Below are 21,958 nucleotides of genomic sequence, written 5' to 3'. Positions count from 1 at the left end.
GCCTCGCGTTCCCGGTGCCTGAGTGACGAGTGTGATGTCTGATTACCTGATGACGACCGTGCTCGGCTCACGCGGAACACCAAGGTGGCGATGCGACGGCGGCCGACGCCCACCCTCATCCGTGATCCCGTAGCGCTCGGCCAGTTCGGCACCGATGAACGTCTGGCCGCTCAGTTCGGGCAACGCCGGATCGTGGAACAGCGCGTCGATCAAAATGCCGGTGAATTCGGGTGTTTCGGCATGCTCAGCGGTCTTTGCCAGCGCCTCGGGATTACCAGCGAACGCACCGCGCAGCTTCTCGGTCAGCAGGATGCCCATCCAGATCGACGCCGTCGCAACTCCGGTGCCCCGGAAGTCCACGGCCATGTCGGCGGCCATCTTGTCGACCCCGGCCTTCTGCGCCCCGTAGGCCGCACCGTGCATGTAGCACACAGATCCCGGGGAGGAAGTGAAGGCGATCAAGCCCCGCCCGCCGGCCACCAGCAATGGAGCCGCGTACCACGATGCGACGTAAGACGAGCGCAACCCCACATCCAGCACATCCGCCAGCGCAAGCGGCTTCTCCCAGAATGGCTTCGGGTTGACCAGTTCATCGGATACGACGGCGGCGTTGTTGACCAGCAAATCCAGCCGGCCTTCAGCGGTGCCCACCCGCTCGAAAAGCCCCGCCACGGCGTCGTCGTCGGCGTGGTCCACCCGAACCGCGACGCCACCCGGCGGCGCCTCGGAGATACTGCGAGCGGTCGCGTACACCCGCCAGCCCTTGGCGGCCAATGCGGCGGCGATGCCACGTCCGGCACCGCGGCTTGCTCCCGTCACCACCGCAATTCGACCGCTCATGCGGTCAGACTAGTGGCTGGGCAAAAGTCGCCACGATCGCGTCCCGAGCCGACCGCCAGGTGAGCCCGAGATCCCGCAGCGTCTCGGAATCGTCGGTCGGTATCGCGGCGGTGATCAGTTGCGCTGCTTCGTAACTGAAGCCGCTGCCCAGCGGCAGCACCGACGCGGCAAGATCGGACAGCCTGCCCACCAGTCGAAACGCACTGGGGCTCAGCGGAATCCGCCGGACACGGCGTCCACTGCCGCGCTCGATCGCTGCGATCATGTCGTCGAACGTCAGCAACTGGCCGCCACACAGGTAACGCTTCGGACCCCGCCCCGGCCGCATCAACCGTTCGTGCACATCGGCGACATCGCGGACATCAATCATCATCATCCCCGCATGCGCGACCTTGGGCGCTACCCCGAACCGGACGATAGTGCCCCAGCCCTGCTCGGTGATGCCCGGCGCGGTGTACATCGCCGGCCCGACGACACTGGACGGATAGGTGACCACGACGGGAGCGCCGTCACGCTGCAACCGCCGCGCCACCCGGTCGGCGTAGGACTTGGTGCGTGCGTAGGCGGATTTGCCCTGTGCGGTGGGGGAATCGGGACCGATCACCGGCCCCGGCGGCGGAAACAGCGCGCTGTAGCTGGACAGCAACACCACCGGGTCCAGCCCCAGCGCGACAGCGCGCAGCATGATCCGTTCGCCGGCATAGGCGTTGATATCCCACATCAACTGCTCGTGGCGGTCGTCGGTCCCTACCACCCCGGCGCCGTGGATGACGGCGTCGCAACCGTCCAACAGCCCGTCGGGAACCTCCGGTGCACGCAGGTCCCCGCGCAGCACCGACACCTCCCCGACCGACTGCAACCGGTGCAGCAGCAGGTCGTTGGACCAGCCGGGCTCGGCCAGTAGCTGCACGGTGTGGCCCGCGGCCAGCAACGCGTGCACGATATGGGCGCCGACATAGCCGGTGCCGCCGGTCACCGCGATTCGCATCGCCAGCAACCCTAACCGGTATCTACGACGGCCAGTCTTCCGGCCGCCACGGCGGCCTCGATGGACTCACGCAACGCCGAACACGCCAGGAACAACCCCCGGTGCTGATCCGCCAGAGCCTGCGCACGTTCCAGGCATGACGTGCTGGCCCGGGCGTTCCACTGCACGCTGGTCTGGTTCCAGCTGCTCTTGCGGACCAACACCTGCCCACCACACCGATGACAGTCCACTGGCGCCATCGGCATGTCCGCAAGACGGTTGTCGGCCCGCTCGGCCCGGCTCATGACACCGAGGCCGCCTTCGCCGCCATGTTCGCCTCGATCTGCTTCATCCACGCTTGATAGGGCCTACTGGTGTTCAGTTCGAACTCGAAGCGGTCCACCATGTCTGGCTGCACGTCGCCGACGTCGACGTAGAACTGGTCATACCAGCGCCGAAGTTGGTAGACCGGCCCGTCCTCCTCGACCAGCAGCGGATTGTCGATACGGGCCTTGTGCCGCCAGATCTGGACGTCCTGCTCGAAGCCCAGCTTGACGTAGTCGCCGAGCCGGGTGGCGGCCTTGACGGCCTCCTCGGCGGGCAGGCTCTTCGATTTCCTGACGATGATGCCGTATTGCAGCACAAAGGAATTGGCATCGATCGGATAGTGACAGTTGATGAGGACCGTCTGCTGGTCGCCGGCCGCATAATGGTAGGTCAGGTCGTCGATCATGAACGACGGGCCGAAGTACGACGCGACCGAGGTGGTGCCGAGCATCTTCGCACCCTCGCTGCCCATGTCGGGCCGGCCCTCACCGTTCATGTACTGCGTGGCGACATGCCCTTCGAAGATGTTCTTGAAGTAGGTGGGCAGCGACCCGTGGATGTAGAAGAAGTGCGCCATGTTAACGACGTTGTCGATGATCTCGCGGCAGTTGCTCTCGACAACCGTGGTGTACCAGTGCCAGTCGGTCCACTCGTCGCTGGCGACGCCCTCGATGCGCGGGATGGTGACCTCCGGCGGCGGCGGGTTGTGTTCGGGGTCATTCCAGACGAACAACATGCCGTCCTGGTCCAGCGTGGTCCATGTCGCGGTACGCGCCAGCCGCGGCATGCGCTTGGCATAGGGCACCTTTGTGCAGCGGCCGTCACCGCCCCAGCGCCAGTCGTGAAACGGGCACGCGATCGCGTCGCCCTTGACCTCACCCTTCGTCAGGTCCCCGCCCATGTGGCGGCAGTACCCGTCGAGCACATTGATCTTGCCGTCCCCGCTGCGGAAGACGACGAGTTTCTGACCGAATGCGTTGACCGCGTGTGGTTTACCGTCGCCGAAGTCCCTGATCAGGCCCAGGCAGTGCCAGCCGCGGGCGAACCTGGCCGGCGCGGCCTGTGCCTCGATGAACCGAATTTCCCCGGCCTCGGATTGCGTCCCCATACCGACCATTGAACGCTTCTCCCACCGCCCGTCCCTCAGTCGTTCCACTGACCAGGAGAAGTATTCCGCGACGGCGCCGCACCGGCCTACCGTTATCAGGCGTGAGCCAGCACAGCACCACGATCCCGTCGGGTCTACCCGTAATCGACACAAGCGTCGACCTGCTGGTGGTCGGCTCGGGCACCGGGCTGGCGGCGGCACTGGCCGCACGGGAGCTTGGGCTCTCGGTGCTGATCGTGGAGAAGTCGTCTTACGTCGGCGGGTCCACCGCCCGCTCCGGCGGCGCCCTGTGGTTGCCCGCCGGTCCGGTGTTGCGCGAGGCCGCTGCGGGCGACTCACCGGCCAGGGCCGCCACTTACCTGGACGCGGTGGTCGCGGGGTCGGCGCCGCCGCAGCGATCGGCCGGGTTCGTCCAGAACCTGTCGGCGACGGTCGAGATGTTGCGCCGCACCACACCGTTGCGGTTCTTCTGGGCCCGTGAGTACTCCGATTACCACCCGGAGGAGCCTGGGGGTAGCGCGGAGGGCCGTACCTGTGAGTGCTATCCGTTCGACACCGCGAAGCTCGGTGAGTACCGCAGCCGGTTGCGGCCCGGTGTGCTGGAAGCCGCGTTCGCCATCCCGACGACGGGTGCCGACTATCGCTGGATGAATTTGGTCGCCCGGGTGCCGCGCAAGGGAATTCCGACGTTCGCCAAACGCATCGCCCAGGGGGCCGGCGGGTTACTGATCGGACGGCGCTACGCAGCGGGCGGGCAGGGCCTGACCGCGGGCCTGTTCGCCGGTGTGCTGCAAGCCCGCATCCCGATATGGACCGACACCACGCTGCGGCATTTGGTGATTGACGGCGACCGGGTGACCGGCGCGGTGGTCGAACACACCGGCCACGACGTGACCGTGACGGCGCGCCGCGGGGTGGTGCTGGCCACGGGCGGCTTCGACCACAGCATGGATATGCGGTGGAAGTTCCAGTCGGAGTCGCTGGGTGCCAACCTGAGCCTGGGTGCCGACTCCAACACCGGCGACGGGATACGGGTGGGCCAGGAGGCCGGGGCCGACATCGGTCTGATGGATCAGGCGTGGTGGTTCCCGGCCATCGCCCCGTTGCCCGGCAAGCCGCCCGCGGTGATGCTGGCCGAACGTTCACTGCCGGGCTCGCTGATCGTCAACCAGCATGGTCGCCGGTTCGCCAACGAGGCTTCCGATTACATGACGTTCGGTCAGCGACTGCTGGAGCTGGAGCGGTCCGGTAACGCCGTCGAGGCGATGTGGATCATCTTCGACCAGCAGTACCGTAATAGCTATGTCTTTGGCGCAGAGCTATTTCCGCGGATGCGGGTACCGCAGGCCTGGTATGCGGCCGGCATCGCCGCCCGCGCCGACAACCTGCCGGATCTGGGCGCGCAGATCGGCGTTCCGGTGTCAGAATTCACGCAGACGATGACGCGGTTCAACGACAACGCCGCTGCCGGAATCGATCCCGAGTTTCGGCGGGGGCGCAGCGCCTATGACCGGTACTACGGCGACCCCACCGTCAAGCCCAATCCCAACCTGCGCCCGTTGCTCAACGGACCCTTCTACGCGGTGCGGATGGTGCTCAGCGACCTGGGGACCTGCGGCGGGCTACGGGCCGACGAGCGGGCCCGGGTCCTGCGCGAAGACGGCAGCGTCATCGCCGGGCTCTATGCCATCGGGAACACCGCGGCCAATGCGTTCGGAACGACCTACCCGGGCGCGGGCGCGACGATCGCGCAGGGCCTGGTGTACGGATACATTGCGGCGCACGACGCGGCGAGCTAGTCACTCGGTTGTGCGTTTGGCCTCGATCTGCCTCTCCACCTCACGCCAGTAACCCGGAGCGGGGCGCGGCTTGCCGAAACTGCCCTTGCCGGCCTTCGCGAGGATCGCATCGGTCTCGTCGATCTCTTTCATCAGCTCCAGGGCGAACTCCCGTTCGGCAGCGTAATGCTTTGCGGCCCAACGCAGGGCGATCACCGAGTACGCCCAGCCCGGCTCGGCCTCGGCACCCTCGGCGTCCTCCACGGCCTTGCGGTGCCGGGCCTCGACGTACGCCACGTACTCCTGCAGCAGTTCCTTGAGCCGGGCCGGGTTGCTGAGATGGCCGAACGTGATCCGCAACAGCATGCTGTGCTTGAGCACTGGCGGATCCAGGGGCGCGTTGTTGGTCCAGTCAATGATGGCGGCCATGCCCGCCTCGGTGATCCTGTAGAGCCGGCGGCTGCGGGTGCCTTCGTCGCGTTCCACGCGCGAGGTCACCAGCCCGAGGCCCTCCAGCTTCTTCAGCTCGGTGTAGATCTGGCTGTAGGACGGACTCCAGTAGTAGAGGTCGACGCTCCAATCGATCCATTTCTTGAGGTCGTAGCCCGAGACTTCCTCTTCGTAGGACATCATGCCGAGCAGGGCCCAACTGGTGGCAGCGAGTGCCGACTTCACCTTGTCGCTGGGCGCGTTCACGCCGCCAGATTAACAACCCGCAGGTCGGCGTTGCCTGACGACGGACCGCTCAATGGGACATCAGTGACTGCTCTAGGGTGACGGACATGGTGGATTCGTTTGAGTCGATGACTGATTCGTTGCCGGTGTACGAGGCACTGGCGGCGTCGGTGCGGCGGTTGATCGACGCGACGATACGCACCGAGGTGGACCACGAGGTCATCGCCGCCGCGGCCGCCAAGATCGACAGCGTCACAGCGGAACTCAGCGCCGAATTGATGCCCGGGACGTTCGGCCAACGCGGAATCGATGACGGTCAGGGCATTGCCTCAGGGAATGTCGTTGTCGGCGTTCGCAATCCATCAGCTCCCCCGCTGGTCGTCCACCATGAAGACGACGGATCGGTGTGGACGGAGTTCAATCTCGGCGCCGCGTTCGAAGGTCCCATGGGCCACGTGCACGGCGGTGTCTCGGCGATGATCCTCGATCACATCCTCGGAGCCACCGCGCACCGGCCCGGTCGGCCGGCCTACACCGGGACGTTGACGTTGCGGTACCACCAACGAACCCCGCTGCTGGAGCCGTTGCGGGCGGACGCGTGGGTGGACCGGGTGGAGGGCGTCAAGACGTTTGCGGTCGGTCAGATCAGCGGCGCCGCGGGCGTCATGGTGTCCGCCGAAGGCATCTTCATTCATCCGCGGAATCTGAGCGGCTGAGCGGGCAGCGGCCCTATGATCCGTCGATGACGAAGATGATCGGGCTGCTGGCCGTCCTCGCAAGCTGCTGGTTGACGGCATGCGGGTCCCCACAAGCCGCACCGGCCACCTCCTCCGGCACCTCCGCCAAGCCGGCCACTCCCATGGTGTCCGCCACCAAGCCCGCCGCGCCGACACCACCGTCCACCACGGCGTCCACCAGCGCGCCGGACTGCGTCGGGCTCTCCATCTGCCCGCCACCGCCGCCGGACGCCGACGGGAACCCGGCGTGCTTCTACTCCGACGGCTGGCAGGCCATCTCCTCGGGCACCGGCATCGAGGTCTGGTATTTCCATGAGCCGCAGAACATGTCGACGCCGGACCAGGTCACCGCGGTGGTCCGCAAAAAGGACGGCAGCACCGAAACCCAGGTCGCCGCAATCGAAGCCGGCCAGCAGGTGCACCGATTCGAGTTTCCGGCAATCGACAAGTCCACCGTCGCCGAAGTGCTGTTCGACAGCAGCAGCGGCCGCTGCTTCGTGGTCGGTCCGGGGAGTTAAGGCCGCTTACCGTGCTCGAGCACCGCTGCTGCGGCGGCGGGCGCGCCTCTGGCGACCACGACCGGCATCGACGTCGAAGCGCTGGTGCGCAGGATGGTGTGGACCACCTCGACGAGGTCCTCAACCGGCATCAGCTTGCCCGGCATACAGCCGCGCGACACCCACAACGGATACGCCTGCATCGCCAGGTCGCGGTCCCACCCGGCGTTCATCCCCGTCTGCGCGTCACCTTCGCCGCCCGCGCACTCGCCGACGATCAGATTGGTGAAGCCGATGCCGGGATGCTCGGCCCGCCACGCCTCGACCAGCCGTTCCAGCGCCGCCTTGCTGACCCCGTAGGCGCCCAGACCGGGCCAGGGCGGCCCGAATGTACCTGCGTCGGACGACAGATAGATCACCTTGCCGCCTGATACCGACAGATGCGGCACCGCCGCCGCCGTCGCCAGCGACGCCCCGATGACGTTCGTGTCGAAGATGCGCCGCCAGGTCTGGGCATCGGTCTCGGCCAGCGGGACCAGCGGACTGATCGCGGGTGAATATACGAGGTTGTCGATACCGCCCAGCGCTTCGGCGGCCGCGTCGATGCCGGACCGGGCCGACGACTGGTCGGTGACGTCACACTCGACGGCGAACGCGCCCGGTCCCGCTTCCTGCGCGGCAGCCTCGATCCGCTCGCGACGCCGGGCAAGCAGCGCAACCTGGTCTCCGCGCCGGGCCAAGCCGACACCGATGCAGCGTCCCAGCCCGCTCGAGGCTCCAATCACCACTGTTCTTGCCATAGCGACCTCCGCCGCCGAGCATGTCACACCACCGGAACCCGACGAGAACGGGGTTACCGTTTATGGAGCATGTCATTGTTCAACGGACTCAGCGGCGAGCCTGCTCGAAAAGTCCGGGATCGTGCGCACACACGATGGTCAACCCGGGTTCGCCGCGTTCGTAGAGTTCGGCCAGTCGCTCCTGGTTGTCGCGCAGTTGCCGGCGATCGAAGGCGAACATCCCTTCGTAGGTGCGCAGCATCAACGGCACACCCGACCGGTCCAGAGTGCCGGAATGGTAGAAGGCGTCCCCGCAGTGCAACACCCAACGCTCACCGGCCTGCTCACCGTTTTGGACGGCCACCGCGGCGTGCCCGCGGGTGTGACCCGGCATGGGCACCAGCACCACGCCTTCGCCGATCGCGTCGAGAGGTTTGGCGCAGGCGAACCCGCGCCACGACTCGCCCGTCGCGTCGTACTCAATCAGCTTGGGCCCGTGGGCCCACTGCACACTGCGGTACCGGAGCCGTTCGCGCAGCGAAGGGGCATGCACGGCGCCACACGCCTCGGCCGCAGTCACGTGCACGTTCGCGTCGGGAAAGTCCGCGAGCCCGCCGATGTGGTCAAAATCGAAGTGGGTCAACACGATATGACGAACGTCGGACGGCTGGAACCCAAGTCCCACGATCTGGTTTATCGCCGTTTCGCTCGTCTGGAACACCGGCCGGATGGCATGACGAAACAGCCCGACACGACCGGGATCGCGGCAGTCCTGCACGCCGAATCCGGTGTCCACCAGGGCAAGTGCGTTGTCCAGCTCCAGCAGCAGAACGTGGCACACCATGCGGGCCCCCGGCGTGTTCATGGTGCCGCAGTTCAGATGGTGAACTTTCATCCGAGCACCCGGATCGGTTCTGCGCCATCCCATTCGGTGGCCACCTCCCGGATATAGGCGAACAGGTGACCCTTGGGCCCGCTGATGTCACTGATCTCGATGACGGTGCCCTGCTCCTGCTCGGTGTCCAGATAGGCGAACCGGCCGCCGATGTCGCCTTCCTGGCCCACCGCGTAGCCGGCCGTCAGCACACGGTCGTACAGGGCCTGGTAGTCGGTGGTCCAGTAGGCGATGTGTTGGGCCCCCTCCCGGCCGGAGTCGAGGAAGTCCTTGTACATCGACGGCGCGTCGTTGCGTTGCTGGATCAGCTCCAGCTGCAGGTCCCCCGAGTTGGCCAGGGCCACACTCATTCTCAAGTCGGAATCCGTTCCGCGATACCGGAAGTCCTCCGGCATGACGTTCTCGATGTAGAACCACGGACCCACGCCGTGCCGAATCCAGCGGTCCATGGCGGCCTGGATGTCGCGCACCACATAGCCAAGCTGGTTGATACTGCCGAATATTCGGCTCACAGGTTTCCCCTTCGTCGGGTCGACCCACGAAGTTCTACCACGGCCGCACGCCGGGCAGGGCCCGTATACGGTGAGCCTATGAAATACGTTCAGGTCGAGGGTGTCGGCCAGGTCAGTCGCATCGGACTGGGCACGTGGCAGTTCGGCTCGCGCGAGTGGGGTTACGGGGACAACTACGCCTCCGGAGCCGCGCGCGACATCGTGCAGCGCGCCCGCGCCCTCGGCGTCACCCTGTTCGACACCGCCGAGGTGTACGGCCTGGGCAAGAGCGAACGGATCCTGGGCGAAGCGCTGGGCGATGAGCGCGCCGAGGTAGCGGTCGCCAGCAAGATCTTCCCGGTCGCACCGTTCCCGGCGATCATCAAGCAGCGTGAACGTGCCAGCGCGCGGCGCCTGCAACTGGAGCGCATTCCGCTGTACCAGGTCCACCAGCCCAATCCGGTGGTCCCGGACTCGGTGATCATGCCCGGTATGCGTGATCTGCTCGACGAAGGCAAGATCGGCGCCGCGGGTGTCTCGAACTACTCACTGTCCCGCTGGCAGCAGGCCGACGAAGCGCTCGGGCGCCCGGTCATCAGTAACCAGGTGCACTTCTCGCTGGCTCACCCGCGCGCTCTGGACCACATGGTTCCTTTCGCCGAACGCGAGAACCGCATCGTGATCGCCTACAGCCCGCTGGCTCAGGGCCTGCTGGGCGGCAAGTACGGCGTCGACAACCGTCCGGGCGGAGTTCGCGCGGTCAACCCGCTGTTCGGCACCGAAAACCTGCGCCGCATCGAACCGCTGCTTCAAACGCTGCGGGACGTCGCGGCCGACGTCGGCGCCCAGCCCGCACAGGTGGCGCTGGCCTGGTTGATCAGTCTGCCGGGCGTGGTCGCCATTCCCGGCGCGTCCAGCGTGGAACAGTTGGAATTCAACGTGGCGGCAGCCGAGGTCGAGCTGCCCACCGAGTCCCGCGACGCGCTCACCGCAGCGGCACGCGCGTTCAAGCCGGCGTCCACCGGACGCTTCCTCACCGACCTGGTACGCGAGAAACTCGGCCGATAGGTCAGCGGGAGACGCGGCGGCGGCTCAACGGGGCGGTGAAGCCGCCGGTGTCGTCGAAGCCGGCCCATTGCCCGTCGTCGCACACCTCCATACGCCATCCCAGCTGATAGCGGCCGGAGACCGTATCAGCAAACCACCGGTGCGCGTCCTCGGCACTGTCGAAATTCCTGGTCGCGACGATCACACCGTGCGGATCGATGGCCCGAAACACAGTCATGAGATGCGGATATCCGTTCCGGCCGGCTTTCAATCGCCGATCCCGCACCAGATCCGCACAGCGACACTGAACGTGCGCACACGACACGCCGCGGCCCGTGTGCGCAGCGTCAGTTTGGCGGCAGGCGTGTCGGCGACCTACACGGTACGCGTCAGCCGGTCGGCCAACAGCCCGGCAAAGCGCGCCGGGTCGTCCAGCGACCCACCCTCGGCCAGCAGTGCTATGCCGTAGAGCAATTCGGCCGTCTCGCCGACCGAGGTGTCGTCCGGGCGGTCGGCATGAGCCTGCCGCAGACCGGTGACCAGCGGGTGGTTCGGATTCAGTTCCAGGGTCCGTTTGCCGACCGGAACGTCCTGCCCGGACGCCTGGTACAGGCGGGCCAGAGCGGGGGTGATGCCGAAGGCGTCGGTGATCAGACAGGCCGGCGAGTCCGTCAGCCGGGTGGACAACCGCACCTCCTTGACGTGCTCGCTCAGCGTCTCCTTGAGCCAGGTGAGCAGGTCGGCGAACTCTTTCTGCTGCTCTTCGCGCTCCGCCTCCGAGGTCTCCTCGCCGGAGTCCAGATCCACTTCACCCTTGGCCACCGACTGCAACTGCTTGCCGTCGAACTCGTTGACCACGCCCACCCAGACCTCGTCGACCGGGTCGGTGAGCAGCAGCACCTCGTAACCCTTGGCCTTGAACGCCTCCAGGTGCGGCGACTTCTCCAGGAGCTGACGGGACGCACCAGTGGCGTAGAAGATCTGCGTCTGGCCTTCCTTCATCCGCTCGACGTACTGGGCCAGAGTGGTGGGTTCCTCCTCGCTGTGGGTGGAGGCGAACGAGGAGATGGACAACAGGGCTTCCTGGTTGTCGAAGTCCGACATCAGGCCCTCCTTGAGGACCTTGCCGAACTGTGTCCAGAAGGTGCGGTAATCGTCCGGCCGCTCCGCCTGGATCTCCTTGATCGTCGACAACACCTTCTTGGTCAGCCGCCGGCGGATCGCGTTGATCTGCCGGTCCTTCTGCAGGATCTCGCGGGAAACGTTGAGCGACAAGTCTTGTGCGTCGACGACACCCTTGACGAAGCGCAGATAGACCGGCATCAGCTCTTCGCAGTCGGCCATGATGAACACGCGCTTGACGTAGAGCTGCACGCCGACTTTGGCGTCCTGGTTGAACAGGTCGAAAGGCGCCTGCGACGGGAGGAACAGCAGCGCCTGGTATTCGAAGGTGCCTTCGGCCTTCATCGCAATGACCTCGAGCGGGTCATCCCAGGCGTGCGCGATGTGCTTGTAGAACTCCTTGTACTCCTCCTCGGAGACCTCGTCCTTCGGCCTGGCCCACAGGGCCTTCATCGAGTTGAGGGTTTCGGTCTCGACGACGACCTCTTCGTTGGTCTCCTCGGAGCCTTCTTCTACCGGGACCTGGATGTGTCGCTCCACCTCCATGCGGATGGGCCACGCGATGAAGTCCGAATACTGCTTGACCAGGCTCTTGAGCTTCCACTCCGAGGTGTAGTCGTGCAGTTCGTCCTCGGCATCCTCGGGCTTGAGATGCAGGGTGACCGACGTGCCCTGCGGGGCACCCTCGACCGCTTCGATCGTGTAGGTGCCCTCGCCGCTGGATTCCCACCTGGTGGCTTCACTCTCGCCGGCCTTATGGGTCAGCAGTTCGACCTTGTCGGCCACCATGAACGACGAGTAGAAGCCGATGCCGAACTGGCCGATGAGTTCCTCGGACGCTTGAGCGTCCTTGGCGTCCTTGAGTTGTTTGCGCAACTCCGCGGTGCCTGACTTGGCCAGCGTCCCAATCAGATCCACCACCTCCGCGCGCGTCATGCCGATCCCGTTGTCGCGGATGGTGAGCGTTCTGGCTTCCTTGTCGATCTCGAGTTCGATGTGCAGGTCGGACGTGTCCACCTCGAGCTCTTTGTTGCGGAGCGCCTCGATGCGCAGCTTGTCCAGCGCGTCGGAGGCGTTGGAGATCAGCTCCCGCAGGAACGAGTCCTTGTTGGAGTAGACCGAATGGACCATCAAATCCAGCAGTTGCCGGGCTTCTGCCTGGAATTCCAGCTGCTCGACCTGCGCGTTCATGAGATTCCTCCTGAGACGTACTCGGCCCGGGAAAGGGCGACCGGTCCTGAATTTAGCGAGACGGGAATCTGCCGTGATCCGCGGGTACGGGATGTGACGGGGTGGTTTCGGCCGAGCGCCCGATGGCTGCCGGAATGTCCGACTCGGCATTGGGCCGGACCGTCAACGCTCTGGCCGTCGCGCTCATCAATGCGCCGGTAATCGGGGGCGTGGTTCGCCGCGGTCTTGTCGTGATCCGCTACGAGGGCCACCGCTCGGGCAAGACATTCGAAATACCGGTGGGCTACCGCCGCCGGGCGGGCGGGGTGCTGATCAATGTGGCCGCGCCGAAGGGAACCGAGGATGGTTGCGTGCCGATGTGCCCTTCGACGATCTGGTCCAAACGGTCGGGGTGATCGCCAATGTCGACACCTATCTGCGTAGTACTCGCGCACGGGTGGTCCGTTGAGCACTACCGCACCTGGTGCCGGCGCATGCTGAGTGAGACGGTCTTCCGCTGAGGCTCCCCCGCCGGGGGGATGATTTCGCGTGCGATTGGGCCGTAGATTCTCGGAATTGTCCGGGACCTCGGGAGAAACAGGTGACACTGGCCGCCCTGCACGACTGCCTCTTGCTGGATCTCGACGGCACGCTGTTCCGGGGTTCGCGACCGATCGCCGGCGCCGTTGAGGCACTCTCCGGCCTGACCTCGCGCGCGTTGTTTCTGACGAATAACGCATCGCGTAGCGCTGTCCAGGTTGCAGATCATCTGTGCCGGTTGGGGTTCGCCGCAGACGCCGACGACGTCATCACCAGTGGCCAGTGCGCCGCAGAGGCTTTGGGCAGCGAATTGAATTCTGGCGCAGCGGTGCTGGTAGTCGGCTCAGAGGCGTTGGCCGCCGAGGTGGCCGGCGTCGGCCTGCGACCGGTGCGTCGATGGGGGGACGACCCGGTCGCCGTCGTGCAGGGGTTCTCGCCGGACATCTGCTGGAACGACCTTGCCGAGGCGGCGCTGGCGATCCGCGCCGGCACACCCTGGGTGGCGACCAACCCGGATCTCACGTTGCCCTCCGAGCGCGGCCTCGTCCCCGGAAACGGCTCGCTGATCGCGGCGTTGCGCGCGGCTACCGGCCGCACCCCGCGCGTGGTCGGGAAACCGTATGCACCGATCTTCCGGAACGCGCTGTCACGGGGCGACTTTCACCGGCCGTTGGTGGTCGGTGACCGGCTGGACACCGACATCGCCGGCGCCAACTCGGCCGGGCTGCCCAGCCTGCTGGTGCTCAGCGGAGTGACGACGGCGGCCGAGGCATTGGCCGCGCCGCCCGCGCAACGACCGACCTACGTCGCAGCGGACCTCAGCGGAATCAACGCCGACAGCGACTCGCTGCGGGTCGAGCGTGTCGACCAGGCGGCCACGAATGACCGGGCGACAACCTAGCGGTCAGCGTGGCTGGCCGCTACTCCGGCTCGCACGCGCAACGACTGGCGGCCTCCCTGTTTATCAGCACGCCTTGGCCTCCACGAGACTGAACGGCGAAGCGGTCGGAATCACCCGCGTCATCCTGAATCCAGCGCTCGCGAGCAACGTCCGGTACTCCTCCGCAGTGCGTTCGCGGCTGCCATCCGTACCCAAGAGCATCTCGAGGTCAACCCACTTGCCGACGAATTCGCGATTGTGCTCCGGTATCACGAGTTCGACCAGGACAACGGTGCAGTCCACTCCGCCCGCGGTACGCAGGTTGCGCAAGATAGCCTCAGCCTTGTCATCGGGCCAGTCGTGAATGATGTTCTTCAGGAAGTACAGGTTGGCCCCTGCCGGGATGCCATCGAAGAACGACCCTGTCTCGATGCGAACCCGCTCTGCCACGCCCAGTTTTCGCAACAGTGGTAGTGCCCCGGCCGCAACTTCGGGGATTTCCAGCAGCACACCGCGAGCGGTCGGCGCTGCCGCCAGGATTGCGGCCAGCAATCGGCCGTGTCCGCCGCCGACATCCATGATCGTTTGGTATGGGGTGAAGTCGTAGGCGGCAACCACGGGGAACTCAGCCATCTCCGAAATACTGGTCATGGCACCGTTGAAAAGCTCTGCCAGGTAAGGATTGTCGCCGAGGTAGTCGAAAAATTCCTTGCCGCGAAGGCGTGGAATGCTCGCCCTGCCGGTTCTGATGGACTCTGCAAGCATGCTCCAGTGTTCGCGATGCTGCGGCGATCCGTAGAACTTGGCTGCCGCAGCCATCGACCCCGGAGCGTCTGTCCGCAGCGTGTCCGCGAGCGGCGTGAGGCCATAAGCCCCACTTGGGTGCCGACGAAATATGCCACGACTTTCCAGCGCCCGCAGAAGTCGGCTTACCGCGTCGGGGTCGCCACCAACCTTTGCAGCAAGATCGTCGGGCCGCAGCGGGCCCTCTGCGAGCGCGTCCGCGATACCCAGTTCGGCGGCTGCTTCTATCGCCTGCGAGACCCAGCCCGCCAGAATGAGCTCAATCATCACGACTGGGCGTGGCGCAAGTCGCTGATGCAATCGATAGAAGCTATACCGCAGGCGGTCAACCAGTTTCACCAACCGAACCGGTGGTACGCGCGTGGTTTGCATGGCGCTCACCCTCCTGTAGTAATCTTTAGCCAGAGTTAACTACATTGAATAGAGTCAACTATATGGAAGTTGGGATGCGGGTGTCAACGTCTGAACGCGAATCGCGGCGAACATATGACAACAGCCGTCGGCAGGCCGATGCCGAGGCTCGTCAACGCCGGATCGTCACGGCGGGGACGGCTCTCTTCGTGGAAAAGGGTTTCGCCGCGACGTCTATCGACCAGATCGCGCAAGCTGCAGGCGTCTCGCCGCAAACGGTCTACGCGGCATTCGGATCGAAGGCCGGTGTGCTCTCGAAGGCAATCGACGTCGCAGTCCTGGGTGACTACGGGCCCGAAACTTTGGTTGATCGAATGCCGCCGCTCCCCGATATGTCCAGCGTGCCGAAGCGCATGTTCTTCGCGACCGCAGCGCACTTCGCCCGGGAGCTGCACCAACGGGTGGCACCGTTGATACAGGTGATGCTGCAGGCGGGCCTGGACGAACTGCGCATGAGGGTGACTCACGAGATACGCGCTGACTGTGCGTCATGGGTGGAGCAACTGGGGCCGGCGCTGCGCCCGAGCCTGACCAAAGACGACGCTGCCGACATCCTGGTCACCATCATGGCGCCCTACCTGTTTTCCCTGTTTACCGTTGATTTGGGTCGGTCACCAGACCAATACGAGAAGTGGCTGGCCGACGCCCTGGCCCGCATGCTGCTGAGGCCGGAACTATTGTCGGAGTAGATTTTTCACCGTTGGGTGGCAACCAACCTCGATGTCACGCTACCCACCGAGCGAGGTCTGGTCACCGGAAACGGCTCACTCGTCGCGGCCGTGCGCGCGGCGAACTTGTCACACAGCGCGCGTCGTCGGCAGGCCTTTGCGCCGATCTCTTCCGGAATACTCTGGCGCGGAGAGATTTTCAGGCTGCGGGTCGAGGGCCCGAACGTGTCACCAACCGCCTGACGGCCGCGGCCAGTGCGAGCGGGTCGCGGCCCGGCCCCACTGTCGCGTCGGCTTTGGACATCAGGGCCAACCAGGCGTCGGCGGCGCGAGCTACCACCAGCAGAATCGGTGGGCAGTCGCCGATCCGGTCCTTGACTTGCCGCGCGACATCGATGCCGCCGGCCGGTGTGGCGTCACCGTCAAGGATCAGCAGGTCGACGCCACCCAGGGTCATGCGGGCCAGCAGCGCCGGATATGAGTCCACGAATGCCAGGCGCGTTGCGCTGCCCAGAGAACCGACGACGTAGCGGCGCAGGCTGTTGTCGTCGCTGTACACCACGGCACACACGGTCACGGGAGTGACATTAGGGCAGCTTCGGTGTGCCCGGCAGAGGACGCGCGCGGATACCCCCAGCGGACCACCCAACCGGGGGATGAGCTGTGGGCGCCCCGATCAGACCATGTGACGAGGTCTTTTGCTGCCCGTTGGAGGTACCGCGCATGCTCACCCACCACACGACGCTGGTGAAGTTCCTCATCGAGGAGAGACGCCGTCACCCAGATGCCAGCGGTGAACTGAACTCGTTGATCCTCGACGTCGCCCTGGCCTGCAAGGCCATCTCGACCCGGGTGGCCCAGGGCGAACTCGGTGGCGTGCTGGGCGCCGCTGACGTGGTGAATGTGCAGGGCGAAGTCCAGCAGAAGCTCGATGTGCTGGCCAACGACTACTTCCTGCGGGCCACCGAATGGGGCGGGCAGGTGGCCGGGATGGCTTCCGAGGAGCTGGCCGAGCCCTACCAACTGCCGGCGCACTACCCGCGCGGAAAGTACCTGCTGATCTTCGACCCGCTCGATGGTTCGTCCAACATCGACGTAAATGTCTCAGTGGGAAGCATCTTTTCGATTCTGCGTGCTCCCGAGCCGGGTGCCGACCCAGCCGTCGAGGACTTTCTGCAGCCCGGCTCACAGCAGGTGTGCGCGGGTTATGCGATCTACGGCCCGTCGACGATGCTGGTGCTCACGGTGGGCACCGGCGTGCACGCGTTCACGTTGGACCCGGCGCTCGGTGAATTCATTCTGACCCGTGCTGACATCCGGATTCCGAGCACGACCGGCGAATTCGCGATCAACGCGTCGAACCGGCGGTTCTGGGAGCCGGCGGTGCAGCGTTACATCGACGAATGCCTGGCGGGCCGCACGGGGCCGCGCGGCAAGGACTTCAATATGCGCTGGGTCGCATCGCTGGTCGCTGAGACCCATCGGATCCTGACCCGCGGCGGGGTGTTCCTCTACCCGCGTGACGCCAAGGACCCGGCCAAGCCGGGACGCCTGCGACTGCTGTACGAGGCCAACCCCATCGCGTTTCTGGTCGAGCAGGCCGGCGGTCTGGCCAGCACGGGCCGTGCGCGGCTGATGGACGTGGTTCCGACCGGATTGCACCAGCGGGTGCCGCTGATCTTCGGCGCGGCCGACGAGGTCGAGCTGATCGAGGAATACCACCGCAAAGACTATGTCCGGCCGTCCAGCTCGCCGCTGTACGGCGTGCGGGGCCTCTACCGCGTCGTGGCCGGCTGAGCCGGAAGGAGAACACACATGTCACGCCTGCACCCGATAATCTCCGTCACCGGCTCCTCGGGAGCCGGAACCACCTCCGTCATGCGGACTTTCGACCAGATCTTCCGCCGGGAAGACATCAATGTGGCGTTCGTCGAGGGCGACAGCTTTCACCGGTATGACCGGGTGGCGATGAAGGCGGCGATCGCCGACGCGCATGCCCGCGGCGACCATACCTTCAGCCACTTCGGGCCGGAGGCGAATCTCTTCGAGGAGTTGCAGGACCTCTTTGCGACCTACGGCGAGACCGGAACCGGCAAGGTGCGCCGCTACCTGCACGACGAGAAGGAAGCCGAGCCGTTCGGGCAGCAGCCCGGTACCTTCACCCCGTGGGAGGAGATCCCCGAGGACACCGACATGTTGTTCTATGAGGGGCTGCACGGCGCGATCGTCACCGACGAGGTCGATGTCGCCGCACATGCCGACCTGCGGATCGGCGTGGTGCCGGTGATCAACCTGGAGTGGATCCAGAAGTTGCACCGCGACAAGGTGTCCCGCGGTTACACCTCTGAGGCGGTGACCGACACCATCCTGCGCCGGATGCCCGACTACGTGAACTACATGTGCACCCAGTTCTCGCACACCGACGTCAACTTTCAGCGGGTGCCGGTGGTGGACACCTCGAATCCGTTCATCGCCCGGTCCATCCCGACCGCCGACGAGTCGATGCTGATCATCCGCTTCCGCGACCCGCACGGTATCGATTTTCCGTATCTGCTTGCCATGCTGCATGATTCGTTCATGTCCCGGCCCAACACCATCGTGTGCCCCGGCGGCAAGATGGATCTGGCCATGCAGCTGATCTTCACCCCGATGGTGTTGCGGCTGCTGGAGCGTCGCAGGGCGCTGCTGGCGGCGGCGCGCTAGCGCCGGCGCGGGTCGGCGCGGCGCTGTCAGTCACATCAGTCACAGCCGCCCCTGCCGGAGTCGACCCACTCTGCTACGAAATGTGATGACGCATGCGATATCACTTTCCTGACGGCTTTGTGCCTCACATTTCCGATGCTGAAGTGACGGATGTGACTATGCGGGCTACTTGCCGGCGACCGCGTGTGCGATCGCCGGGTCGATCACATCCAGCGCCGGCTTCGGGTACACCCCCAGCACTATCAGCATCGCCAGCAACGGCACCACGACACTGAGCTCCCGGGGCACCAGGTCGCGCACCGCGTCTCTCCGGGGGCCCGTCATGATCCGCTGGTAGAGCCAGAGGATGTACACCGCCGATAGCACCAGTCCGGTCGCCGCCAGCACGGCGACAAGCGGATACCGGCTGAAAGTGCCGATAAGCACCAGCAATTCGCTGACAAACGGCGCCAGGCCGGGCAGCGCCAGCGACGCCATGCCGGCGACCAGGAAAGTCCCGGCCAGCACCGGCGCGACCTGCTGCACCCCGCCATAGTCGGCGATCAGCCGGGTTCCCCGGCGTGACACCAGGAACCCGGCGATGAGGAACAGCGCGGCGGTGGCCAGCCCGTGATTGACCATGTAGAGCGTCGCGCCGGACTGCCCTTGGCTCGTCATCGCGAAAATGCCCAGCACGATGAAGCCGAAGTGGCTTATCGAGGTGTAGGCGATCACGCGCATGATGTCGCTCTGCCCGATCGCCACCAGGGCGCCGTAGATGATTGCGACCACGGCCAGCGCGATCACGAACGGCCGGAACAGGACCGCGCTGTCGGGAAAGAGCCGCACACAGTACCGCAGCATCCCGAACGTGCCGATCTTGTCGACGACGGCCATCATCAGCACCGCGGTCACCGGCGTCGACTCCGCTGCCACCGCGGGTAGCCAGGTGTGCAGCGGCCACAGCGGCGCCTTGACGGCGAACGCGAGCAGGAACCCGAGAAACAGCAGATGCACGACGTCCGGATCGGCCGTCATGTCACCCGACGACATCCCGGCGGCGATGGCGCGCGAATCGAACGTTCCGAAAACCAGATTCAGGCCGATCAACGCGACCAGCATCAACAGTCCACCGGACAGGTTGTACAGCAGGAACTTCAGCGCTGCCCGCGGCGCCCCGGCTCCCCCGTACCGGCCGATGAGGAAGTACATCGGAATCAGCATGGCCTCGAAGAACACGAAGAACAGCAGCACATCCAACGCCACCAGGGCGACCAGCATCATCGACTCGACGACCAGCATCAGCGCCAGGTAGCCGCTGGGCCGGACGGCGTCATTCCAGCCGGCAAGCAGCAGCAAGGGCATCAGGACAGTGGTCAACAGAATAAGCACCAGTGCGACGCCGTCGATCCCGACGGTGTAGCCGGCACCGAATGACCTTATCCAGGACTGATTTTCGACGAACTGGTACTGCGGGTCCGCCGGATCGAACCCCGCCACCAGCACGCCCACGATCACCAGCACCCCGGCCGAGACGCCGAGGGAGGTGCACTTGGCAGCCAGCGGCCGGCCGGCGGGTACCGCCGCCACCATCATCGCTCCGGCTAGCGGCGCCAGCCATAATGCGGTCAAGATCATGTCGAACCCACCAACGCGACACTCAGCAGCAACGCGGCGGCTCCGAAGAAGACCGTCAGCGCGTACGACCGGGCGAACCCGGTCTGCATCCGCCGGACACCGGTCGAGGCCGTACCAATCAGCCGGGCTACGCCCTCCACGACACCGTCGATGCCCACCCGGTCCACGTCGACCATCGCCCGGGACAGGCGCAGGCCCGGCCGCATGAACGCCGCCTCGTTGACGCTGTCGCCGAACAGGTCCTGGCGAGCGGCGATCACCGCGCCCGAGGCCCATTCCGAAGCGGTCCTCCGCACCGGCTGGGCGACGTAATTGCGTGCGGCGACCAGGATTCCGGCGCCCACCACGGTCAGGGTCAGCGCGGTAAGCGCCCCTCCGGACATGGCGTGCTGTGGCTCCGCGCCGTCGGTGGGGTTCGTCACGGGTTGCAGCCAGCGTTGCAAGGTGCCACCCACGGCCAGTGCCGCCCCGCCGCCCAGCGAACCGAGGGCCAACACCAGCATCGGCGCGGTCATGACGGCCGGGGCTTCGTGCGGATGCGCGCCGGGCTGCCAACGCTTTTCACCGAAGAAGGTCATGACCATCACGCGGGTCATGTAGAACGCGGTGATGCCGGCGCCGACCAGTGTCACCGCGCCGAGCGCCCAATGGGTGGCGAAGGCGGCCTCGATGATGGCGTCTTTGGAGAAGAAGCCGGCGAATGGCGGCACCCCAATGATCGCCAGATAGCCGAGCCCGAAGGTCGCGAACGTGATCGGCATGGCCGTGCGCAGACCGCCGTAGCGGCGCATGTCGGTCTCGTCGTTCATGCCGTGCATCACCGATCCGGCCCCCAGAAACAGTCCGGCTTTGAAGAACCCGTGCGTCAACAGGTGCATGATCGCCACCGCATATCCCGGCGGCCCCAGGCCGGCGGCCAGCACCATGTAGCCGATCTGCGACATTGTGGATGCGGCCAGGGCCTTCTTGATGTCGTCCTTGGCGCAGCCGATGATCGCGCCGACCAGCAGGGTGACCGACCCGACGACCACCACCGCCGTCCGTGCGGTGGGCGACTGGTTGAACACCGGGCCGGAACGCACGATCAGATACACCCCGGCGGTGACCATGGTGGCCGCGTGGATCAGCGCGCTGACCGGAGTGGGGCCCTCCATCGCGTCGCCGAGCCAGGACTGCAGGGGCACCTGTGCGCTCTTGCCGCAGGCGGCCAGCAACAGGGCCAATCCGATCGCGGTCACAGTGGCCCCGGACGCTCCCGATGCACGGGCGAAAACGCCAGCGTAGGAGAGTGTTCCGAGTTGGGTGAACATGATCATCAGGGCCAGTGCCAGTCCGACATCGCCTACCCGGTTGACGATGAAAGCCTTCTTGGCCGCGGTCGCGGCCGCAGGGTTGTGTGACCAGAAGCCGATCAGCAGATAGGACGCCAAACCCACGCCCTCCCAGCCGAAGTACAACCCGAGGTAGTTGTCGGCCAGCACCAGCAGCAGCATCGCGGCCACGAAGAGGTTGAGGTAGCCGAAGAAACGACGGCGTCCGGGGTCCTCGCGCATATAGCCGATCGAGTACACGTGGATCAATGCGCCCACACCGGTGATCAACAACACGAAACACGCGCTCAGGGCGTCGAGCTGCAGCCCGAAGTCGACCCGCAGCGAGGGCACCCAGGTGAACAGCGTTTCGTGGATGGCCCGGTCCGGCGCCGGGCGCTGTGACAGGTCGGCGAAAAGTATTGCGCCGCAGCAGAACGAGGCCGCGACCATCGCACATGCCAGCAGGTGTCCCCACGCGTCGACGCGTCGACCACCCAGCAACAGCACCGCCGCACCGGTCAGCGGCAGCGCGATCAACCACCACACGGCCACCGCGCTCAGTCCCTCGGTTTGGCGAAGACGGCGATGG

The 21,958-nt window shown here is 65.7% G+C and carries 22 protein-coding genes and 1 pseudogene; 9 read left to right on the top strand and 14 right to left on the bottom strand.

What is annotated here, in order from left to right; translation table 11 throughout:
• Positions 1–42 precede the first annotated feature (42 nt).
• The 4 genes from AO501_RS29050 to AO501_RS29035 are packed head-to-tail and all read right to left on the bottom strand — an operon-like array spanning position 43 to position 3,242.
• Complete coding sequence (locus tag AO501_RS29050) at positions 43–840, bottom strand: SDR family NAD(P)-dependent oxidoreductase (RefSeq protein ID WP_055581022.1); 798 nt, start codon at positions 838–840, stop codon at positions 43–45.
• Between the two features lie 4 nt (positions 841–844).
• Positions 845–1,828: an NAD-dependent epimerase/dehydratase family protein gene (locus AO501_RS29045; protein WP_055581094.1), complete on the bottom strand. Its 984-nt coding sequence runs from the start codon at positions 1,826–1,828 to the stop codon at positions 845–847.
• A gap of 11 nt (positions 1,829–1,839) precedes the next feature.
• Positions 1,840–2,112, bottom strand: a complete 273-nt coding sequence (locus AO501_RS29040) for a hypothetical protein (protein ID WP_055581021.1) — start codon at positions 2,110–2,112, stop codon at positions 1,840–1,842.
• Complete coding sequence (locus AO501_RS29035; RefSeq protein ID WP_055581020.1) at positions 2,109–3,242, bottom strand: Rieske 2Fe-2S domain-containing protein; 1,134 nt, start codon at positions 3,240–3,242, stop codon at positions 2,109–2,111. Before AO501_RS29035 ends, AO501_RS29040 begins: the two co-directional genes overlap by 4 nt.
• 101 nt (positions 3,243–3,343) lie before the next feature.
• Here AO501_RS29035 and AO501_RS29030 point away from each other — a divergent pair, with 101 nt between their 5' ends.
• Complete coding sequence (locus AO501_RS29030) at positions 3,344–5,041, top strand: 3-ketosteroid-delta-1-dehydrogenase (protein ID WP_082658907.1); 1,698 nt, start codon at positions 3,344–3,346, stop codon at positions 5,039–5,041.
• Here the strand turns inward: AO501_RS29030 and AO501_RS29025 are convergent, their stop codons facing one another.
• Positions 5,042–5,653 carry a PadR family transcriptional regulator gene (locus tag AO501_RS29025; RefSeq protein ID WP_156452849.1) on the bottom strand — a complete coding sequence of 204 codons (612 nt, stop codon included), beginning with the start codon at positions 5,651–5,653 and terminating at the stop codon, positions 5,042–5,044.
• 149 nt (positions 5,654–5,802) lie between these two features.
• Here AO501_RS29025 and AO501_RS29020 point away from each other — a divergent pair, with 149 nt between their 5' ends.
• Positions 5,803–6,411 (top strand): PaaI family thioesterase, encoded by a 609-nt coding sequence (locus AO501_RS29020; protein ID WP_055581018.1) that lies wholly within the window; start codon positions 5,803–5,805, stop codon positions 6,409–6,411.
• A gap of 26 nt (positions 6,412–6,437) precedes the next feature.
• Positions 6,438–6,950: a hypothetical protein gene (locus AO501_RS29015; RefSeq protein WP_055581017.1), complete on the top strand. Its 513-nt coding sequence runs from the start codon at positions 6,438–6,440 to the stop codon at positions 6,948–6,950.
• Here AO501_RS29015 and AO501_RS29010 read toward each other — a convergent pair.
• The 3 genes from AO501_RS29010 to AO501_RS29000 form a co-directional block, all read right to left on the bottom strand.
• Entirely contained in the window at positions 6,947–7,717 is a 771-nt protein-coding gene (locus AO501_RS29010) for an SDR family oxidoreductase (protein ID WP_197419970.1), read from the bottom strand. The genes AO501_RS29015 and AO501_RS29010 overlap by 4 nt on opposite strands.
• A gap of 100 nt (positions 7,718–7,817) precedes the next feature.
• Complete coding sequence (locus AO501_RS29005) at positions 7,818–8,603, bottom strand: MBL fold metallo-hydrolase (protein WP_055581015.1); 786 nt, start codon at positions 8,601–8,603, stop codon at positions 7,818–7,820.
• A complete protein-coding gene (locus tag AO501_RS29000; protein ID WP_055581014.1) occupies positions 8,600–9,115 on the bottom strand; it encodes a VOC family protein in 516 nt (171 codons plus the stop codon). Before AO501_RS29000 ends, AO501_RS29005 begins: the two co-directional genes overlap by 4 nt.
• Before the next feature lie 78 nt (positions 9,116–9,193).
• On the opposite strand from AO501_RS29000, the gene AO501_RS28995 reads away from it, so the two are divergent.
• Complete coding sequence (locus tag AO501_RS28995; RefSeq protein ID WP_055581013.1) at positions 9,194–10,162, top strand: aldo/keto reductase; 969 nt, start codon at positions 9,194–9,196, stop codon at positions 10,160–10,162.
• Between the two features lies 1 nt (position 10,163).
• Here the strand turns inward: AO501_RS28995 and AO501_RS28990 are convergent, their stop codons facing one another.
• Together AO501_RS28990 and htpG are read right to left on the bottom strand one after the other, a co-directional pair.
• Positions 10,164–10,379: a hypothetical protein gene (locus tag AO501_RS28990; protein ID WP_055581012.1), complete on the bottom strand. Its 216-nt coding sequence runs from the start codon at positions 10,377–10,379 to the stop codon at positions 10,164–10,166.
• A gap of 137 nt (positions 10,380–10,516) precedes the next feature.
• Positions 10,517–12,454, bottom strand: coding sequence for a molecular chaperone HtpG (htpG, locus tag AO501_RS28985; protein WP_055581011.1), 1,938 nt, complete (start codon positions 12,452–12,454; stop codon positions 10,517–10,519).
• 122 nt (positions 12,455–12,576) lie between these two features.
• Here htpG and AO501_RS28980 point away from each other — a divergent pair, with 122 nt between their 5' ends.
• Positions 12,577–12,849: a hypothetical protein gene (locus AO501_RS28980; RefSeq protein WP_055581010.1), complete on the top strand. Its 273-nt coding sequence runs from the start codon at positions 12,577–12,579 to the stop codon at positions 12,847–12,849.
• A 185-nt stretch (positions 12,850–13,034) separates the two neighbouring features.
• Positions 13,035–13,829, top strand: a pseudogene (locus AO501_RS28975) (HAD-IIA family hydrolase); the annotation flags it as partial.
• 108 nt (positions 13,830–13,937) lie between these two features.
• On the opposite strand, the gene AO501_RS28970 reads toward AO501_RS28975, so the two are convergent.
• Entirely contained in the window at positions 13,938–14,996 is a 1,059-nt protein-coding gene (locus AO501_RS28970) for a methyltransferase (protein WP_419775690.1), read from the bottom strand.
• A 95-nt stretch (positions 14,997–15,091) separates the two neighbouring features.
• On the opposite strand from AO501_RS28970, the gene AO501_RS28965 reads away from it, so the two are divergent.
• Positions 15,092–15,757, top strand: coding sequence for a TetR/AcrR family transcriptional regulator (locus AO501_RS28965; protein WP_231752643.1), 666 nt, complete (start codon positions 15,092–15,094; stop codon positions 15,755–15,757).
• Positions 15,758–15,935: 178 nt separating this feature from the next.
• Here AO501_RS28965 and AO501_RS28960 read toward each other — a convergent pair whose 3' ends face one another.
• Entirely contained in the window at positions 15,936–16,313 is a 378-nt protein-coding gene (locus AO501_RS28960) for a response regulator transcription factor (RefSeq protein ID WP_055581006.1), read from the bottom strand.
• Positions 16,314–16,459: 146 nt separating this feature from the next.
• On the opposite strand from AO501_RS28960, the gene AO501_RS28955 reads away from it, so the two are divergent.
• On the top strand, positions 16,460–17,533 hold the full coding sequence (locus tag AO501_RS28955) for a class 1 fructose-bisphosphatase (protein WP_055581005.1): 1,074 nt from the start codon (positions 16,460–16,462) through the stop codon (positions 17,531–17,533).
• 18 nt (positions 17,534–17,551) lie between these two features.
• Positions 17,552–18,439 (top strand): phosphoribulokinase, encoded by an 888-nt coding sequence (locus tag AO501_RS28950; protein WP_055581004.1) that lies wholly within the window; start codon positions 17,552–17,554, stop codon positions 18,437–18,439.
• 165 nt (positions 18,440–18,604) lie between these two features.
• Here the strand turns inward: AO501_RS28950 and AO501_RS28945 are convergent, their stop codons facing one another.
• Together AO501_RS28945 and nuoL are read right to left on the bottom strand one after the other, a co-directional pair.
• Positions 18,605–20,056: an NADH-quinone oxidoreductase subunit M gene (locus tag AO501_RS28945; protein ID WP_055581003.1), complete on the bottom strand. Its 1,452-nt coding sequence runs from the start codon at positions 20,054–20,056 to the stop codon at positions 18,605–18,607.
• The gene (nuoL, locus tag AO501_RS28940; protein ID WP_055581092.1) at positions 20,053–21,915 is read right to left on the bottom strand and encodes an NADH-quinone oxidoreductase subunit L; all 1,863 of its coding nucleotides are present in this window, start codon (positions 21,913–21,915) and stop codon (positions 20,053–20,055) included. The genes AO501_RS28945 and nuoL overlap by 4 nt, the downstream gene beginning before the upstream one ends.
• Between the last annotated feature and the right edge of the window lie 43 nt (positions 21,916–21,958).

The sequence above is a fragment of the Mycobacterium gordonae genome, assembly GCF_001417955.2.
In the GTDB taxonomy this organism is placed as follows: domain Bacteria; phylum Actinomycetota; class Actinomycetes; order Mycobacteriales; family Mycobacteriaceae; genus Mycobacterium; species Mycobacterium gordonae_B.
Note: the sequence above shows the minus strand (reverse complement) of the source record. Positions and strands in the feature narration are given on the sequence as shown.

Excerpts from the sequence above, each read along its gene's own strand:
- AO501_RS29050 (WP_055581022.1), bottom strand. The coding sequence starts at position 840 with ATGAGCGGTCGAATTGCGGTGGTGACGGGAGCAAGCCGCGGTGCCGGA.
- AO501_RS29045 (WP_055581094.1), bottom strand. The coding sequence starts at position 1,828 with ATGCGAATCGCGGTGACCGGCGGCACCGGCTATGTCGGCGCCCATATC.
- AO501_RS29040 (WP_055581021.1), bottom strand. The coding sequence starts at position 2,112 with ATGAGCCGGGCCGAGCGGGCCGACAACCGTCTTGCGGACATGCCGATG.
- AO501_RS29035 (WP_055581020.1), bottom strand. The coding sequence starts at position 3,242 with ATGGGGACGCAATCCGAGGCCGGGGAAATTCGGTTCATCGAGGCACAG.
- AO501_RS29025 (WP_156452849.1), bottom strand. The coding sequence starts at position 5,653 with ATGATGTCCTACGAAGAGGAAGTCTCGGGCTACGACCTCAAGAAATGG.
- AO501_RS29020 (WP_055581018.1), top strand. The coding sequence starts at position 5,803 with ATGGTGGATTCGTTTGAGTCGATGACTGATTCGTTGCCGGTGTACGAG.
- AO501_RS29015 (WP_055581017.1), top strand. The coding sequence starts at position 6,438 with ATGACGAAGATGATCGGGCTGCTGGCCGTCCTCGCAAGCTGCTGGTTG.
- AO501_RS29005 (WP_055581015.1), bottom strand. The coding sequence starts at position 8,603 with ATGAAAGTTCACCATCTGAACTGCGGCACCATGAACACGCCGGGGGCC.
- AO501_RS28995 (WP_055581013.1), top strand. The coding sequence starts at position 9,194 with ATGAAATACGTTCAGGTCGAGGGTGTCGGCCAGGTCAGTCGCATCGGA.
- AO501_RS28990 (WP_055581012.1), bottom strand. The coding sequence starts at position 10,379 with ATGACTGTGTTTCGGGCCATCGATCCGCACGGTGTGATCGTCGCGACC.
- htpG (WP_055581011.1), bottom strand. The coding sequence starts at position 12,454 with ATGAACGCGCAGGTCGAGCAGCTGGAATTCCAGGCAGAAGCCCGGCAA.
- AO501_RS28980 (WP_055581010.1), top strand. The coding sequence starts at position 12,577 with ATGGCTGCCGGAATGTCCGACTCGGCATTGGGCCGGACCGTCAACGCT.
- AO501_RS28965 (WP_231752643.1), top strand. The coding sequence starts at position 15,092 with ATGGAAGTTGGGATGCGGGTGTCAACGTCTGAACGCGAATCGCGGCGA.
- AO501_RS28955 (WP_055581005.1), top strand. The coding sequence starts at position 16,460 with ATGCTCACCCACCACACGACGCTGGTGAAGTTCCTCATCGAGGAGAGA.
- AO501_RS28950 (WP_055581004.1), top strand. The coding sequence starts at position 17,552 with ATGTCACGCCTGCACCCGATAATCTCCGTCACCGGCTCCTCGGGAGCC.
- AO501_RS28945 (WP_055581003.1), bottom strand. The coding sequence starts at position 20,056 with ATGATCTTGACCGCATTATGGCTGGCGCCGCTAGCCGGAGCGATGATG.